At 61.3% G+C, this 16,157-nt stretch carries 20 protein-coding genes and 1 tRNA gene; 20 read left to right on the top strand and 1 reads right to left on the bottom strand.

Annotation, left to right across the window (positions count from 1 at the left end; translation table 11 throughout):
- From BV95_RS23590 to BV95_RS13410, 14 genes are all read left to right on the top strand, one after another.
- Window positions 1-129 (top strand): transposase (locus BV95_RS23590; RefSeq protein ID WP_037452737.1); only part of this gene is annotated, 129 nt, incomplete at its 5' end.
- Window positions 130-363: 234 nt separating this feature from the next.
- Window positions 364-1,080, top strand: a complete 717-nt coding sequence (locus tag BV95_RS13465) for a site-specific integrase (RefSeq protein ID WP_162179751.1) — start codon at window positions 364-366, stop codon at window positions 1,078-1,080.
- 95 nt (window positions 1,081-1,175) lie between these two features.
- The gene (locus tag BV95_RS13460; protein WP_037452693.1) at window positions 1,176-2,021 is read left to right on the top strand and encodes a hypothetical protein; all 846 of its coding nucleotides are present in this window, start codon (window positions 1,176-1,178) and stop codon (window positions 2,019-2,021) included.
- Between the two features lie 143 nt (window positions 2,022-2,164).
- Window positions 2,165-2,368, top strand: coding sequence for a helix-turn-helix transcriptional regulator (locus BV95_RS13455; RefSeq protein ID WP_037452690.1), 204 nt, complete (start codon window positions 2,165-2,167; stop codon window positions 2,366-2,368).
- A 198-nt stretch (window positions 2,369-2,566) separates the two neighbouring features.
- On the top strand, window positions 2,567-2,755 hold the full coding sequence (locus BV95_RS13450) for a hypothetical protein (RefSeq protein ID WP_037452687.1): 189 nt from the start codon (window positions 2,567-2,569) through the stop codon (window positions 2,753-2,755).
- On the top strand, window positions 2,755-2,952 hold the full coding sequence (locus BV95_RS13445; RefSeq protein ID WP_037452731.1) for an arginine repressor: 198 nt from the start codon (window positions 2,755-2,757) through the stop codon (window positions 2,950-2,952). The genes BV95_RS13450 and BV95_RS13445 overlap by 1 nt, the downstream gene beginning before the upstream one ends.
- Window positions 2,945-3,265, top strand: a complete 321-nt coding sequence (locus tag BV95_RS13440) for a hypothetical protein (protein ID WP_051749775.1) — start codon at window positions 2,945-2,947, stop codon at window positions 3,263-3,265. Before BV95_RS13445 ends, BV95_RS13440 begins: the two co-directional genes overlap by 8 nt.
- 95 nt (window positions 3,266-3,360) lie before the next feature.
- Entirely contained in the window at window positions 3,361-3,528 is a 168-nt protein-coding gene (locus BV95_RS24040) for a hypothetical protein (RefSeq protein ID WP_162179750.1), read from the top strand.
- Window positions 3,522-4,430 (top strand): toprim domain-containing protein, encoded by a 909-nt coding sequence (locus tag BV95_RS13435; RefSeq protein WP_051749774.1) that lies wholly within the window; start codon window positions 3,522-3,524, stop codon window positions 4,428-4,430. The genes BV95_RS24040 and BV95_RS13435 overlap by 7 nt, the downstream gene beginning before the upstream one ends.
- A complete protein-coding gene (locus tag BV95_RS13430; RefSeq protein WP_162179749.1) occupies window positions 4,423-5,859 on the top strand; it encodes a DUF927 domain-containing protein in 1,437 nt (478 codons plus the stop codon). The genes BV95_RS13435 and BV95_RS13430 overlap by 8 nt, the downstream gene beginning before the upstream one ends.
- Window positions 5,860-5,880: 21 nt before the next feature.
- On the top strand, window positions 5,881-6,177 hold the full coding sequence (locus tag BV95_RS13425) for a hypothetical protein (protein ID WP_051749772.1): 297 nt from the start codon (window positions 5,881-5,883) through the stop codon (window positions 6,175-6,177).
- Window positions 6,167-6,436, top strand: a complete 270-nt coding sequence (locus tag BV95_RS13420; protein ID WP_037452685.1) for a helix-turn-helix domain-containing protein — start codon at window positions 6,167-6,169, stop codon at window positions 6,434-6,436. The genes BV95_RS13425 and BV95_RS13420 overlap by 11 nt, the downstream gene beginning before the upstream one ends.
- Window positions 6,437-7,183: 747 nt before the next feature.
- The gene (locus BV95_RS13415; protein ID WP_156028656.1) at window positions 7,184-8,323 is read left to right on the top strand and encodes a hypothetical protein; all 1,140 of its coding nucleotides are present in this window, start codon (window positions 7,184-7,186) and stop codon (window positions 8,321-8,323) included.
- Between the two features lie 614 nt (window positions 8,324-8,937).
- Window positions 8,938-10,392: a Fic family protein gene (locus tag BV95_RS13410; RefSeq protein WP_162179748.1), complete on the top strand. Its 1,455-nt coding sequence runs from the start codon at window positions 8,938-8,940 to the stop codon at window positions 10,390-10,392.
- A gap of 113 nt (window positions 10,393-10,505) precedes the next feature.
- Here BV95_RS13410 and BV95_RS13405 read toward each other — a convergent pair.
- Window positions 10,506-10,582: transfer RNA gene (locus BV95_RS13405), tRNA-Pro, on the bottom strand.
- A 186-nt stretch (window positions 10,583-10,768) separates the two neighbouring features.
- On the opposite strand from BV95_RS13405, the gene yajC reads away from it, so the two are divergent.
- The 6 genes from yajC (at window position 10,769) to BV95_RS13375 (ending at window position 16,004) form a co-directional block, all read left to right on the top strand.
- On the top strand, window positions 10,769-11,104 hold the full coding sequence (gene yajC, locus BV95_RS13400; protein ID WP_037452679.1) for a preprotein translocase subunit YajC: 336 nt from the start codon (window positions 10,769-10,771) through the stop codon (window positions 11,102-11,104).
- Window positions 11,105-11,111: 7 nt separating this feature from the next.
- The gene (gene secD, locus BV95_RS13395; RefSeq protein WP_037452676.1) at window positions 11,112-12,713 is read left to right on the top strand and encodes a protein translocase subunit SecD; all 1,602 of its coding nucleotides are present in this window, start codon (window positions 11,112-11,114) and stop codon (window positions 12,711-12,713) included.
- An 18-nt stretch (window positions 12,714-12,731) separates the two neighbouring features.
- Window positions 12,732-13,718: a protein translocase subunit SecF gene (gene secF / locus BV95_RS13390; RefSeq protein ID WP_037452673.1), complete on the top strand. Its 987-nt coding sequence runs from the start codon at window positions 12,732-12,734 to the stop codon at window positions 13,716-13,718.
- A 113-nt stretch (window positions 13,719-13,831) separates the two neighbouring features.
- Window positions 13,832-14,116 carry an Mth938-like domain-containing protein gene (locus BV95_RS13385; RefSeq protein WP_037452669.1) on the top strand — a complete coding sequence of 95 codons (285 nt, stop codon included), beginning with the start codon at window positions 13,832-13,834 and terminating at the stop codon, window positions 14,114-14,116.
- A 101-nt stretch (window positions 14,117-14,217) separates the two neighbouring features.
- Window positions 14,218-15,336, top strand: a complete 1,119-nt coding sequence (locus BV95_RS13380; RefSeq protein WP_037452659.1) for a Ppx/GppA phosphatase family protein — start codon at window positions 14,218-14,220, stop codon at window positions 15,334-15,336.
- A complete protein-coding gene (locus BV95_RS13375; RefSeq protein WP_037452656.1) occupies window positions 15,333-16,004 on the top strand; it encodes an RlmE family RNA methyltransferase in 672 nt (223 codons plus the stop codon). Before BV95_RS13380 ends, BV95_RS13375 begins: the two co-directional genes overlap by 4 nt.
- Window positions 16,005-16,157 lie beyond the last annotated feature (153 nt).

Raw genomic sequence — 16,157 nt, 5'->3', positions numbered from 1 at the left:
AAAGTCGAGAATATGTTCGGCAGGATCAAGGACTGGCGGCGCATCCACACGCGCTACGATCGTTGCGCCCATACCTTCATGTCCGCCATCTGCATCGCCGCGACCGTCATATTCTGGATCAATCAATGAGTCCTGACCCTAGAGCCTGAGTGGGGCAAATCATGGAGGCAGGCGAAGCGGGTCCTGGAAATGCATGTGGTTCCTGTCATGGCAGATCGGCCGCTCCCAGATATCGCGGCAGAGCATGTTCACCAGGTCTTAGACCGACTGCGCGATCGGCCGGGGCTCCAGCGTACGGCCTGGGCTGTGCTCAGCTCGTTGTTCCGCTGGGCGGAGAAGCGTGAGGACATCGCCCGGTCACCGATGAGCAAGATCGACCCGCCGAGCGGTGCGAAGGCCCGGAAGCGCGTGCTAACCCCTGACGAACTGGTCGCTATATGGAATGCCAGCTTCACGCTGGATGATCCGCGCGGCGCTCTGGTGCGACTGCTGATGATTACCCTTCAGCGCCGGAGCGAAGTTGCTGGTATGCCATGGGCTGAGCTTTCGAAAGATCGGGCTGTATGGCGGATCGATGGAGAGCGGGCGAAAAATGAGCATGACCACCTCGTGCCGCTAAGCCAACTTGCCATGGCGGAACTGGAGGCGGTTGGCTGGAAGAGAAGAGGGCTGGTGTTGCCATCCTCGACCGGCAAGACGCCAGTTTCAAACTTCAGCGATATGAAGACAGCCCTGGATAAGGCGGTGTTGGCGATCCTTCAGAAGAAGGCTGATGAAGAAGCAGTGGCACGCGAGGAGGATCCGCATGTCGTGACCCTCACCCCGTGGAGGCTGCACGATCTTAGGCGGACCGGCACAACGAACCTTCAAGCTTTGGGATTCCCGATCGAAGTGACGGAGCGCGTGATCAATCACCATCAAGGCGGTGAGGCATCGGGCATTCGCGGCATCTACAACCTATATGAATATTACGATGAAAAGGTGGCGGCGCTAGGCGCTTGGGCTAAGCACCTCCAAAGTCTGATTACCGGCGTCCCAGTGGCGTCAAACGTGGTTCACCTGGCGGACGCGCGAGGCTGAACAAGGGGGGTGGCTAGGATCGCAACCGAAAAGCCGGAATATCCGCCCGGCCTGCCACCCTTCTAAACTGCGGCGGATGGGCCTGGGAGGGTCCTGTGCAAACAAATATCTGGACACCAGACCAGCGCAAATTGTGGCCCCACGCTCGGCTCGACTACATATTCATCGGCACCGCCATAACCGAGCTTGGCAGGACGATGTTCTCCGACTGGGAGGACGAGGATCCTGCTGCCGACTATCTGGTGCCGGACCCTGAGCCGGCTGAGCCGAGCAGGCATTTTGGCGGTAGATCAATGGGCATCGGCGCAGGACCGCCTCAAAGCTTCGAAGTGCAATATGCCGAGTACCAGAAGAAGCACGCGGATTGGAAACGTCGAAGCGCCGAAATTATTTCTCACAACGAAAGAGTCTTCCCCGCATTTCATCGCTCGAGAGCGGTATTCGACCTGATCCTATACGCGGTGCAGCAGGAAGGGCTGATGCTCGTCAACCCTACCGCGCGGCCCCATATGATGATCTCGATCCCGCCCCGCTTCTGGGACGGGGCAGATCCGTATTACTGCTTTTCAACCGGGAAAGCCTGCTACCCTCCGCAAAGGGGGCAGTCACCAATGCCGTCATCTGGACAGGATTGGATCTTCGTTGGGCGTTCGGATTTCGCCGCCAATCCGGCAATTTCCAAGGCGCTTGCACGACGCGTTGCTCCCATGGTGATCGATCAGGCGACAGTCTCACCAACCTCTCGCGTCATCAGCAAGGAACAGTCCGAGACCTGGTACCGAGAGCGGGTGGCGGAAGCGCGGGGCCAAGGTATCCGATATTCGCGGGTTGAGGACGAGCGAGCGGGCAAGGCTCTGGGGATCTCACGCAATCGGGTTCGTGACTTAAGGAGGATTCACGCCCCTGATTGGACGCTGAGAGATGGTCGGCCGTCTAAGTGAAATAAATTGGCCGAACGAAAGTTGGCCGGAAACTTACAACGCCAATTTTGCCAACTTAGCCTGCCAAATTTCGCCGCGCCAACATTCATCCACGCCCATCGAAACCCATGCAATCGGGCATGGCGGGCGCTGGATGAAAAATCATGAGCGCATTGCTTAATACTGCTGAGGCGGCTCCGTTGATCGGCGTTGCCCCAGGAACGCTTGAGAACTGGCGCACGCAAGGGACCGGTCCGAAGTTCATTAAGACTGCCACCGGCCGGCGCGGAAAAGTCCTTTACGACCTCTCCGACATCGAGGCGTGGAAAGCCGCGAACCGCTACAGCAGCACGTCGGAGGTCGCTTGATCGCCCGCACGGCACGGGCGCCGGATAAGCCCGACGAAAAACGCCGCCCCGGCACAGGACGGCGTTCTTCTGGTTCGAATAGTTCCAACAGCAATTATAATGGCGATGACTGGTCGGTTCAACTTCTACTGAGCCGCTATCACCTCTCAGCACCGTTCGCTCGCGTGGTAGCGACGATTCTCTTCGGGGAGGCGCGCGATGCCTGACCGGATCGTCATCACCAAGGCGGCGATCGGCAGCCGCTTCATCGTCAGCTTCGAGCCGCGCACCGTGTCATGGCCCAGTCTGGAGTTTCGCAACCATCGCGAAGCAAAGTCCTGCGCTGAAGCACGCCAGGCGGCGCACAGCTGGCAGATCATCGACCAGACTGCGGAAGGAGGCGCATGATGACCCCCTTCATCGATCATAGCGCCGCTGCGCTGGCGTTGCTCAACCAGGGCGAGCGCCTGACGCGGAAGGCTGGTTCCTTTCTGGGACAACTCGCCGTCGATCCCACGCCCATGACAGCGGCGCAGGCTGAATGGCTTGCCAAGCTGCTGGACCGGGCGGGGCTTCCTCCTGTTGCTGGAGGTGAACATGACTGATTATCCTCATCATCCCGGCGCATACCGGGTCGATACCGCCATCGCTGCCGCAGATTTCATCGCGCCCAGCGTTCCTCACCTTCAGAAGCAAATTCTCGACGTTCTCACTGATGTCGGCCAAGCCGGGGCAACTGGAGACGAAATCGCTGCGCGCCTAGGGTGGGAGCGCTTTCGTGTCCGTCCGCGCACCAGCGAATTGCGGCTCAAGAAAGCTATCGTGGACAGCGGTATGCGCCGCAAGAGCGATGCCGGGATTTCCAGCATCGTTTGGGTTCTGCCTGCGTATCATCGGCAGGAGGCCGCCAATGGGTGATGTCATCACCTTTCCTCGCCGTGCTTCTGGGGTGGATGCAGAAGGCGGCACCATCCATGTCTGGATGGAAAACCCCCAGCACTTCGAGATCGCACATGAAAGCCGATCGGGGGGACAGTTGGGGATATTTCGCCACGTTCGACAGGGCGGCGGCGGCAATTGCTGCTGCCAATCGACTGAACATTACCGAGATGGCGGGGAATGCGGAGATCTACATTCCCGATGCAGTCCTAGCCACCATGGCGGGAGGTGTTGAATGCTGAGGGAATTTTCCCACAAAGCTGATCGCTCCTATCGTTCCGCCCCAATGGAACAGGAAACAATCGCGGACTTCATTTCGGCTATGGAGGCGGCGGGGATGCGCCCCGCAGAGCCCATCGCAGATCGTCTCGGCCCTGATCTGATCCGCTTCGCGTGTGACGGTGACGGAACAGGAAAGCGCAATGGCTGGGCGGTCCTTCATGTTGATGGGCGGCCAGCAGGCGCGTTCGGCAACTATCGCTTGCAGATAAGCGAAACCTGGCGCGCGCGTTCTCGGGAACGGCTCCCATCTGCTGAGCGGCGTGCCCTGCGGAAGCGATATGACGCTGCGCGCAAGGAACGCGAGGCCGCCAAGGCGGCTGAGCGGCAGGAAGCTGCGGAGCGTTGCCGAGTCCGCTGGAACGATGCCAAGGGCGCGGATCCTCGACATCCTTATCTACAGCGTAAGCGGGTGTCTGGTGAAGGCCTCAGGCAGGACGGTAATCGCCTGCTGGTGCCAATGTTCGACGCTGCCGGGACGCTGTGGAACATCCAGGCGATAGCTCCTGATGGCACCAAGCGGTTTGCCAAGGGAGGGCGGCAAGCGGGACTGTTCTGCCTGATCGGAACGCCTAACGCCGTGGTGATGGTGGGCGAAGGTTTCGCCACCTGTGCTGCGGCGCGCCGGGCGACCGGTCATGCTGTGGCGGTTGCGTTCTCAGCCAAAAATCTGACCGCGACTGCGTTGGCGATGAATGCCTCATATCCGGACTGCGACTTGGTGATCCTCGCGGACGACGACGCCCACCTGATCGACCATCCGACAATCAAAGCAAATGTGGGACTGGAAGCCGCCCGCGCCGCTGCTCAGGCAGTAGGTGGCCGTGTGGCGCTCCCGGTCCGGGAGGAACATGACAATGGGTAAGGTCGCTACTGCCATGGATATGGCGGACATGAATGATGACGCGGCGCTGGCCGAGGCCATCAATCTCAAGTCGGCGCCCGAAGCGAAGTTGCCTTTTGGCTTCTCCATTCGCCGAGATGGTGTGTATTTCGACGCGGGCGACGATAATCCGCCCACTTGGATTTGCTCGCCCATCCGGTTTCTTGCCCAGACCCGCGATGACCGGGGCGCCTCCTGGGGGCTCCTCATGGCGTGGAAAGATGAAGACGGCCGCGATCATCGCTGGGCGATGCACAAGGCAATGTTGGCGGGGGATGGGGCCGAGATCCGGGCGAGCCTGCTCGACAAGGGCATGCGCCTTGGCACGACGCAGAAGGCCAAGTCCAAGCTGCTCGATCTGCTGGCCACTGTCACGATCGACAGCCGCGCCATGGCGGTAGAGCGGGTGGGCTGGACCGACGGCGCGTTCGTTCTACCTGACATCACCTATGGCGACCGGCCGCAGAATCGGGTCATCTACCAAGGGGCAGCGCAGTTCGACCATCCGTACCGCGCCAACGGCACTCTGGAGGATTGGCAGAAACTGGTCGCGCGCTACGGCGCCGGAAACAGCCGCATTGCCGTGGCGCTTTCGGCCGCGTTCGTTGGGCCGTTGCTGGATCTGCTGGGCGAGGACGGCGGGGGGCTCAACTATCGCGGCGCCTCCTCGATCGGCAAATCAACCGCGCTGTTCGCGGCGGCTTCAGTCTGGGGTGCTCCGTCATTCGTGCGCCAGTGGCGGGCTACCGCGAACGGCTTGGAGGGTGTCGCGGCCCAGCATTCAGAAACCCTGCTTTGCCTTGATGAACTAGCACAGCTCGACGGCAAGGAAGCGGGGTCTGTCGCCTACATGCTCGCCAATGGCGTGGGCAAGGCCCGGGCGGGTCGCTCCGGCGCGCTGCGCTCACCAGCGCGCTGGCGCTCGTTCTTCCTTTCTTCAGGCGAGATCAGCCTTGCCGATCTGGCGGGGCGCGACGGCAAGGGTGGGCGGCGGCGCGCGGCTGGTCAGGAAATCCGCATTCTAGATATCGAGGCCGATGCCGGGTCAGGGCTGGGGCTATTCAACGCTCTGCATGACGCCCCCAATGGTGGTGTCCTGTCGCAGCGGATCACCGTAGCAGAACTGTTCGCGCGTCAGGCGGCTAGCCAGCCCTCCGCGCTGGGTTTTCGGCAGCTCGCAGCCGTTCTGTTAATCCAGGCGGATTATGCCCTTGAGCAAGGTGAGCATCGGTTGGCGGCCGCCAAGACTGGCCATGCTGTGGCGATCTATGATCTGCTGGCGGATGCTGACGTTGGGAATGCGCCCGCGATCATCGAGCAGATGCTTGATGCGGCCCAATCAGCGGGCCTGCGGGAACAGGCTGTCTCCATTGCGAAGGTGCTGGCAGGCAGGGATCTGGCCTGCGTCTGAAACTAAAGTAGGGGAAAATAGATGACGCGCGCGAAGTCAGGCGGGCGACAGAAGGGCACGCCGAACAAGACCACGGCCATGATGAAGGCAGCGATCGAGGACGTTTTTCAAAAGCTTCAGGATGGGGATGGTGGGGACAATGCCCACTTCCTCGGCTGGGCGAAAGAGAACCCGACTGAGTTTTACAAGCTCTCGTCCAAGCTGCTGCCGCTTCAACTCACGGGCGCTGATGGAGGGGCGATCGAACTGAGCATTGCGGACAGGATCAATCGTGCCCGCGAACGCATGAACGGCAAGGATCAAGATCATGGCGAATGAGCAGCGCTGTATCGATGCGTCGACAGGGATGGCTGGCTTCGGTGCTCAGCTTCGGTCGCTGCGCAGAAATAAGCTCGGCCTGACCCAGCGCGGCTTTGCCGAGCGGTACAATCTGGGTCCGCGAACGATCCGCGACCTTGAGCAGGGAGTGACGAACCCCACTCCTGCCATGCGCCTTATTGTAGCGGCCATAGACCGCGATCCCGGAGGCATGGAGGAGGCGGCGATTATGGCTGCCAAACCGTCCGTCACAGTGTGACGAAATCACGGGCCCCGCTCCCCATCTTGACGACGCAGCCCGGGGGCTGGTTATTGCGAGAATGTTGCCCACGAATATTATGTACCGAACCTTCAAGGTGCGCTCTGTTCACGATGATGAAGGCACGGCTTTCACGGTTGACGTTGACGGTCGACAATATCTCATCACTGCGAAGCATGTGCTTGGCGGCACCGGAGAAACTGAATTTGCGTTTCTCAATAATGGTACTTGGCTAAGCACCCGAGGGACTTTCGTGGGCGAATCCGACGTAGACGTGTCGGTGTTAGCTTTGCCGCATCGGCTCACGGACCCCGGCTTTAAGGTAGATTTGACGCCTGGCGGGTTTCACATAGGTGAGGAAGTCTGGTTTGCCGGCTTCCCGTTAGATCTCTCGATGCAGGGGTATGAGCCACAGTTTGCTACCCCTAGTAAAGCATGCCTATATCGCTGGCGCTGCCGATACGGTGCCGAGAGGTCCATTCTTTCTAGATGCCATGGTGAATGAGGGATTCTCAGGCGGCCCGGTCTACAGGATACTCAACGGGGGAAAAGCCTTCGCTGTGTGCATGGTGATTTCCTCCTATCTCGCGGTGTCACAGCCAATCATCGATCGGCACGGTGATCCGACCGGGCACTTCGTTCATGCGAATAGCGGGATCGGACAAGCTTATAACATCAGTCACGCACTGAAGCTGATCCAATCCAACCCGATAGGATTTCCGCTTTAGTATTGGGGTCAGCCCATCGGTGAACCGGGACGACACTGATGCCGGTGCGCGGGCCTTATCAACGGCGCGAGAAATCGTCTGTACAGCAACCGGCCTCCGTCCCACACTGACGAGCATGGCATTTGCTGAATCATGGCGCGTCGGGTTCGAGCTTGAGCTGATCTTGGGCGATCTGAACGATCCCCGCTTCGAATATTTCAATTCGGATCCCATGGACGTCGCCAGTCACGAATATTGCCGGGCTGTAGCCGCTGATCTGACGCGGTTCACTGGCAAGCGATGGCTGGCCGCCCAGAAGAAGCAGCGCCGAACGGGATATTTCGTCTACCCTGAATATGATCTAGACCCCCTGGACTGGCCTGAGGGCACGGTCGCGGGCGTCGAACTGGTGACGCCGCCGCTATCGATCGCAGAGGCCGATGATCTCCGACGGATGATAGCCGAATGGGTCTACGAGGTTGATGGCGACATAAACTCCTACCCTAACCGGTTCTCGCTCGGCTCGGGCTGGCACATCAACATTGATCCGGGCGAAGATAGCCGACGCTTTGATGAGCCTAAGATCCTTCTCGGCGCAGACGAATTGCCCCCGTGCTGGGCATTGGTCGGTCGGATCATCAGCGGACCAGGCCAGTTTGACCGCCTCCAGGATGAATATGCCCGCGCCATGGAGCCGCTGGGGCTATGCCGGGGCGAGGTGAAGAGCGGCCGGAAGCATAAGCCGGTGCGCGGATATCTGGCCGAACTAAGGGCACAGGAGGTGGCGAATGCCAAGCAGGCGGCCGATTTGCAGGCTGAACTGGCCCGTCTGCGTGATCGGGCTTTGCGGACGGAAGTGGATCGTAGGGTCGCGCATAAGGACCGGCAGGCTGCCGCTTCGGCCAAGGCGGCGTGGGAGCAAGCCCGCGCGAAAGTGGAGGCGGAGCGCCTCGCGGTCGAAGAAGATCGGCGCCTGATTGGTCGCCTCTTCGATGCTCTGGGGCATACCAACAGGGTGGCGACGAAGTTCATGCAGATGGTGAAGCGGTTTCCCGAAAGCCGGTGGTCCGAGGAAACGTTGATGATGGCTGAAGCGGCATCAGCGGCTGCCGGGCCGTCCCTGGATGCGGTGGGTCGGCTGCGAGATTACATGGCGCTGACGCAGGGGCGGGGCCGGTGAGATGGCCCCCCTCTAACGGGCAGCACCAGGGAGTTGCGGGGGGGGGGGCTTCGAGCCCAACTGTCCCCATTATCCTATTGCCCCGAGGGTGCTTTCCCATATCCTACGCTGATGATGACCCGCGATCAGGAGCTATAGGGCATCGCTTGGCTGTTGCTCGATCAGCATGCAGATGGCGCGCCGCTGCTCGGGGCAGAGCAGCTGGTGCTGGTGCGGGCAGGCCAGCGAGGATGTCCTTGTACGGAATTGTTGGCCAGTGACTTGCCAACCTGAACGACTTCCTGCCGTTTTCATCGCGCGTGTTTCACGAACCGCCACCGCAGTGGTCGAGAACATTTGTGGAAAATCGCGCGAACGAATCGAGGTGCTGAGAAATTCAGGCGGGGGTGTAGCGTTTCAGGCGTCCACTACTCGAGACTGACTTTTTCAATTCGGAGTTGACTAAAATTTGCCCCAAACGGGTAGAACTGACTTTTTCAATCGCAAATTGAGTTCCTCAATCCTAAACTCGTAAAATGCCAACCCAACTTCCCGGCCGCCCATTCAATGCCCAACTTATGGGCTACGCGCAGTTAATCGAGGATTTTGAACTCGATTGCCCTCCCCCCCGGAGGATGACTGCACTGATGCCAATCGGTCAGAAAACCACGTCCGTGCGGGAAGGCGTTGAATGGGTTCTCCTTCCTCGCAACGCGAACTACCGCGTGCCCGAGCAGAGGATCGAGCACCTCACAGTTGCACTGAAACACGAAGGCGTCGATCTCCGAGTGATTAGCCAGTTGTTCCGCTGCAAGGGCATAACGGAGGAACTCACCGAGTTGGTCGCGGCTAAGCCGCGAGGTGTTTATATCAGGCGTGCCTGGTTTCTCTATGAATGGCTCACCGGCGAGCGACTTCCGCTCGAAGATCTTCAGGGAGTGCCATACATTCCTCTTTTGGATCCTAACCAATATATTGGCCGCCGCTCGACGCGCGCTCCCCGCCACAAGATCGAGAACAATCTGCCTGGCGTTCCGGGTTTCTGCCCATTGGTCAGGCGGACCGAGCGCCTCAGCACCGAAAGGATTGAGGCACTAAAAAATGAAGCGAAGGAGACGGTGGCTCGCGCAGATCCCGCCATCCTGAGACGAGCGACCAACTTCCTGCTGCTCAACGAGAGCAAGGGCTCTTTCGGCATCGAAGGGGAAGCACCCCCCCGTAACCGCTTGGAGCGTTGGGGCCGGGTCATTGCCGACGCAAAGGAGGTCGAGCTTTCCGTTCCTAGTCTGGAGAGCATGCACCGATCGCTGTTCGATCCGAAAGAAAGCCGGTTCGTTGTATATAACCTGCGGCAGCAGGGAGGCTTCGTAGGGCGGCACGATCCGCGCGACCAGACGCCCATCCCTGATCACATTTCAGCAAGGCATGAAGATCTTCCAGACCTTCTCGACAGCCTTTTTGCCGCTTACGATCTCTGCTTGCGGTCCCGTTTCGATCCCGCGCTCAACGCCACCTTGCTCGCATTCGGCTTTGTCTTCTTTCACCCATTCGAGGACGGCAATGGTCGTCTCCATCGCTTCCTTATTCAAAAGGCGCTGGCGGATGCCGGCTTTAATCCGGATGGTGTAGTTCTTCCCGTGTCGGCCGCGATACTTGAGGATCTACCCGGGTATCGGGTGGCTCTCGAGGACTACTCTACGGGTACTCTTCCATATATCGAGTGGCAGGCCACAGCGGACGGCAATGTCGAGGTGTTAAATGACACCGCGTATCTCTATCGCTTCTTCGACGCGACGCGCCAAGCGGAATATCTAATGGACAGGCTCGAGCGAACAGTGCGCTTCTCCCTTCCGGCTGAGCTCGATTATCTTGAGCGGTTTGACGATGCTAAGCGTCGATTGGCCAACAGGATCGATCTTCCCGACCGGCTATCCAGCCTCTTCATCCAGTTCTGCACGCAGAACGGAGGGCAGCTTTCGGCACGGAAGCGCGAGCAGTTTTTCCCCCAGCTGACAGATGACGAAGTGTCGGAACTGGAGGGCATTGTCGCAGCAGCCGAGGTGCCGGCGATGCAGGGAGGGTTGGGTTAGCAGGAGTTGCGCTCAAGCTCCTGTTTCTCCCGAAACTCATCGCCGTGCTTGCTATGTGATTGCTGGAACGAAAACGCCGCTCCTCGCGCTGAGCAAGAAACGGCGGTTTTCCTTGGTCGGGACGAGAGGATTCGAACCTCCGACCCCCACACCCCCAGTGTGATGCGCTACCAGGCTGCGCTACGTCCCGACCGGAGGGGCGCAATTAGAAGCAGTTTGAATTTTATGCAACCCCGACAATGTACGCTTTTTGCGCTTTCGTCCCAAACCCTAATCATGTTGCCTCCCCCGGCCCATCTGTGTTAGCCGCCCGCCTTTGATTTGCAGGCGCCCTGTGTCTGCGACTGGACAAGAGAATAAGGCGAAAGTCCCAAGCATGTTCATATCTCCAGCCTTTGCCCAGACCGCGGGCGGGGAATCGTCCGGCGCCTCCATGCTGGTGCAGATGGCCCCGCTGCTCCTCATCTTCGTCGTCTTCTATTTCCTGCTGATCCGCCCCCAGCAGAAGAAGATGAAGGAACATAAAGCCAAGATCGACGCCGTGAAGAAGGGCGATCAGGTCGTGACCGGCGGCGGTCTGGTCGGCAAGGTGGTCCGCGTCGACGAGTTCTATGCCGAGGTCGAACTGGCGCCGGGCATGAAGGTCAAGGCGGTGAAGTCGACCCTGACCGACGTGATCGACCCCGCCACCGCCAAGCCCGCGAACGACTGAGTCCGTCATGCTGAACTTCCCTCGCTGGGCGGTCGCCGGAATCCTGCTGCCGCTGCTGATCGGCATCTTCTGCGCCGTGCCGAGCTTCCTGCCGGACCGCGTTGTCGAGCAGATGCCCAAATTCATGCAGACCCGCGTGAATCTGGGCCTCGACCTGTCGGGGGGCAGCCATTTGCTGCTGGAAGCATCGACCCAGGACGTGGCGAAGCAGCGGATCGCCAATATGGAGGAGCAGGTCCGCACGGAACTGCGCCGGGGCGATACGAAGATCGCCATCGGGGACATTTCCAGCCGCGACGGGAAGCTCAGCTTCATGGTCCGCAATCCGTCGGAGGTCGACGCCGCCGTCGAGCGCATCCGGCCGCTGACCCAGGGCGCGGGCCTGACCGGCCAGCGCGACTTCAATGTCGAGGTGGTGAACAGTTCCACCATCGTCGTCACGCCGACCCAGGCGGGCATCGACAATGCGGTGAAGGGCGCGATGGAAGTCGCGACCGAGGTGATCCGCAAGCGCATCGACGAAATGGGCACCCGCGAACCGACCATCCAGCAGCAGGGCGCCAACCGCATCGTCGTGCAGGTGCCGGGTCTGCAAAATCCCAAGGCGCTGAAGGACCTGCTCGGCCAGACAGCGAAACTTGAATTCAAACTGGTCGACGTCAACGCCAACCCCGCCGAAGTGGCGCAGGGCCGCGCGCCAGTGGGCAGCGAAGTGCTGCCCTATCCGACCAATCCGGCCGGACCGCCGGTGATCGCCGTTTATCGGCAGGTGATGGTTTCCGGCGAAGACCTGACCGACGCTCAGCAGGGCTATAATCAGCAGGGCAACGAGCCGATCGTCAACATCCGCTTCAACGGGGCGGGCGGGCGCAAATTCGGCCAAGTGACGTCGCAGAATGTCAACCGGCCCTTCGCCATCATCCTGGACGGCAAGGTGCTGTCGGCGCCGAACATCAACGAACCGATCCTGGGCGGCAGCGCGCAGATCAGCGGCAGCTTCACCGTCGAAAGCGCCAACCAACTCGCCATCGCACTGCGTTCGGGCAAGCTGCCCGTCGCGTTGACCGTGGTTGAGGAGCGTACCGTCGGGCCCCAGCTTGGGGCCGATTCGATCAGGGCCGGCCTGACCGCCTCCATCATCGCTGTCGCCGCCGTCGCGGCCTTCATGTTCCTGAGCTACGGCCGTTTCGGCATGTATGCGAATCTGGCCGTCGCCATCAACGTGCTGGTGATCCTAGGCGTCATGGGCATACTCGGCGCGACGCTGACCTTGCCCGGCATCGCCGGTTTCGTGCTGACCATCGGTACGGCGGTCGATGCGAACGTGCTGATCTACGAACGCATCCGCGAGGAACGCCGCCGTGGCCGGAACGTGGTCCAGTCGATCGAGCATGGCTATAAGGAAGCCAGCCGCACCATTTTCGAAGCGAACGTGACCCACGCCATTGCTGGCGGCATCATGCTCGCGCTGGGATCGGGGCCGGTTAAAGGCTTCGCGATCGTGCTGCTGATCGGCATCGCCACCAGCGTGTTCACCGCCGTCACCTTCACGCGCCTGTTGGTTTCATATTGGGTCCGCGCCAAGCGCCCGACCGAAATCCACATCTGACGGGGCGGGAGAGAGAATATGAAACTGCTTAAGCTCGTCCCCGACAACACCAATATCGGCTTCGTCAAGCTGCGCCACTGGGCCTTTGCCCTGACGGCGTTGCTGACGGTGCTGGCGGTCGGCGCGACCTTCTACAAGGGGTTGAACATGGGCGTCGACTTCGTCGGCGGCTTGATGATCGAGGCGAAGTTCGAAACGCCGCCGCAGACTGACAGGGTGCGCACCGTGATCGACCGTTTGGGGGTAGGCGACGGCTCGCTCCAGCAGTTTGGCGACCCCCGGACTGTTCAGATCCGCCTTCCGCTGCCTGAGCAGGGCGGCGCGGGCGCGGCCAACGCCATCGTCGAAAAGGCGCGCAAGGCGATGACGGCGGAATTCCCCGGCGTCACCTTCTCCCGCTACGACACGGTGTCGGGCAAGGTATCGGGCGAGTTGATCCAGAACGGCGTGCTGGCGGTGATGCTGGCGGTGATCGGCATCGCCATCTTCTCCTGGCTTCGCTACGAATGGCAGTTCGGCGTCTCCACCTTCGTCGCGATCATGCATGACGTGTTGATGACGCTGGGCTTCTTCGCCCTCACCCAGTTGGAATTCGACCTCAACATCGTCGCCGCCGTGCTGACCATCGTGGGCTATTCGATCAACGACAAGATGGTGATCGACGACCGGATCCGCGAAAATATGCGCAAATATCGCAAGATGGACATGAAGGCGCTGATTGACCTGTCGGTCAACGAAACGCTGCCGCGCACGGTCATGACCTCTGTCACTGTGCTGTTGGCGCTGGGCGCGCTGCTGCTGCTCGGCGGGCATGTGCTGCGTGGCTTCACGGCGGCCATGATGCTGGGCATCATCGTTGGTACCTATTCGTCCGTCTATGTCTCTTCCTCGCTGCTTATCACGCTCGGCCTGTCGCCCGCGACGGCGGAGAAGAAGGCGGCCAAGGCCAATATCGCCGCCCAGGCCGAACGCATGGGCCCGCGCGATGATGGAGCGAAACCCTGAACGAAAAGCGGACAGGCATCGAACTGCGCCGCTATGAATCGGGGCAGGGACCGATCGTCACCGGCTTTCAGGGCAGGGGCTTTCGGGTCAGGGACGATGTCTTTCCTGATGGGCTGCTGCTTTCTCCGGTGCGGGCGCTGGCATGGCAGAATGCGCCTGTCGTCGATGCGCTGACCGTCGCCGATCTGGGCGATCTGCTCGACCTCGAAATCCAGCCCGAATTCCTGCTGATCGGCACTGGCGCGGGCCTGCGCCAGCCGCCCCGTTCCTTCGTGCGCGAACTGGAGGCGAGGGGCATCGGCGTCGAAGTCATGGGCAGTCGCGCCGCCGCCCGCGCCTGGGGCGTGTTGCGCGCCGAGGAGCGGTGGATCGTCGCCGCATTGCTTCCCCTCCTCTAGGGGCTTTTCTACCCCTCCTTGCGCTTTCTTTTTCCTTTGCCTACTCTTGGGGCAAGTTCCGGCGCCTTTCGGTGCTGGCGAAGAAGAAAAGAGATACGGCCATGGTGCAGCACAGCCGCCCATCGCCGCAGAGTTCCGGCCCAGCCGGCGGAGTTTCGGGCAAGGGGGTCCGTTCCGGTCAGGGCAATGGGAGCAAGGCTGCGGCCCTCACTCCCCCGGCGAAATCGCGGGGCCTTTCGCCTCATCCGCTGCGGGGGCGTCGTTCCTATGCGGCGATTGACCTGGGCACCAACAATTGCCGCCTGCTGATCGCCAAGCCATCGGCCGACGGCTTCATCGTCATCGACGCCTTTTCGCGAATCGTGCGGCTGGGGGAGGGGCTTGCCGCGTCGGGTCGGATCAGCGACGCGGCCATCGAGCGAGCCATTTCGGCGCTGTCCGTCTGCGCCGACAAGCTGCGCCGCCGCCATGTCACCCTGGCCCGATCGGTCGCGACGGAGGCATGCCGCCGCGCCTCCAATGGGGCCGAATTCATCCAGCGCGTCTATCGGGAGACCGGCATCGCGTTGGACATCATCAGCGCGCAGGAGGAGGCGCGGCTGGCGGTGTTGGGCTGTCATGCGCTGCTGGAGCCGGGCGACGGACCCGCGCTGATCTTCGACATTGGCGGCGGATCGACCGAACTGGTGCTGGTGGACGCCAATTGCCAGGGCGCGCCCCATATCGTCGATTGGGTGAGCGCGCCCTGGGGCGTGGTGTCGCTGACAGAGAGCGAGCCGTTCGACCATGCCGATCCCATGGACCGGCTGTCGGCCTATGGCCGGATGCGCGCGCGCGTGGCAGAGGCTTTCGCGCCTCTCGCCCGGCGCCTGCCCGATGCGCGGGCGGATATTCGCCTGTTGGGCACGTCGGGAACGGTGACGACGCTGGCCAGCCTGCATCTTGACCTGCCGCGTTACGACCGGCAGGCGATCGACGGACTGATCGTGCCGTCTACGTCGATGCGGTCGATTTCGGCGCGGCTTTCCTCCATGCCTTTGGCGGAGCGGCAGAAGCTGCCCTGCATCGGGACGGAGCGGGCCGATCTGGTCGTGGCGGGCTGCGCCATATTGGAATCGATCCTCGACATCTGGCCCGCCGAACGATTGGGCGTGGCCGATCGCGGCATTCGCGAAGGCATATTGCGCGGCCTGATGGACCGCGACGGAGTAAAGATGTGAGAGGCACTGGTGCCGGCAAGGTGCGGGTCAAGACGGCGAAGGGGCGGACGGCGCAGTCCACTCGCTGGCTCGAACGGCAGTTGAACGATCCCTATGTCCGCCGCGCCAAGGCGGAAGGATGGCGTAGCCGCGCCGCCTTCAAGCTGATCGAGCTGGACGAGAAATTCCACTTCGTGAAGGGATCGCGGGCGGTGGTCGACCTGGGCGTGGCGCCGGGCGGCTGGGCGCAGGTGGTGCGCAAGCTTTGTCCCAAGGCGAAGGTGGTGGGCATCGACCTGCTGCCGACCGATCCCATTCCGGGCGTGACGCTGTTCCAGATGGATTTCATGGACGACAAGGCGCCTGCCCTGCTGGCTGAGGCGCTGGGCGATGCGCCGGATCTGGTGATTTCCGACATGGCGGCGAACACGGTCGGCCATGCGGCGACGGACCATCTGCGCACCATGGGTCTGGTCGAGGCAGCGGCGATGTTCGCCGTCGAGAATCTGCGCAAGGGCGGCACTTTCGTCGCCAAGGTGTTCGCGGGCGGGACCGATGCCGACCTGCTCGCCATCCTCAAAAAGCATTTCACGACGATCAAGCACGCCAAGCCGCCTGCCAGCCGCAAGGGCAGCGTCGAATGGTATGTCGTCGCGCAGGGGTTCAAGGGGCGGCCAGAAGAAGGCTGATCGCGCCGGGTTGTGGGGATAGTCCTCCTGATAGCAAGAGATTGAAATGCCTGTGTGTTCCTGCGAAGGCAGGAACCTGGTTCGGCCCTCGGAACTGGACTCTTGCCTTCGCAGGAGTACGGCGGAGGCAAGCCGAATGGCGCAGGGGGATAA

Origin of the sequence: Sphingobium chlorophenolicum, from assembly GCF_000722875.1 — a bacterium.
Classification (GTDB): Bacteria; Pseudomonadota; Alphaproteobacteria; order Sphingomonadales; family Sphingomonadaceae; genus Sphingobium; species Sphingobium chlorophenolicum.
Note: the sequence above shows the minus strand (reverse complement) of the source record. Positions and strands in the feature narration are given on the sequence as shown.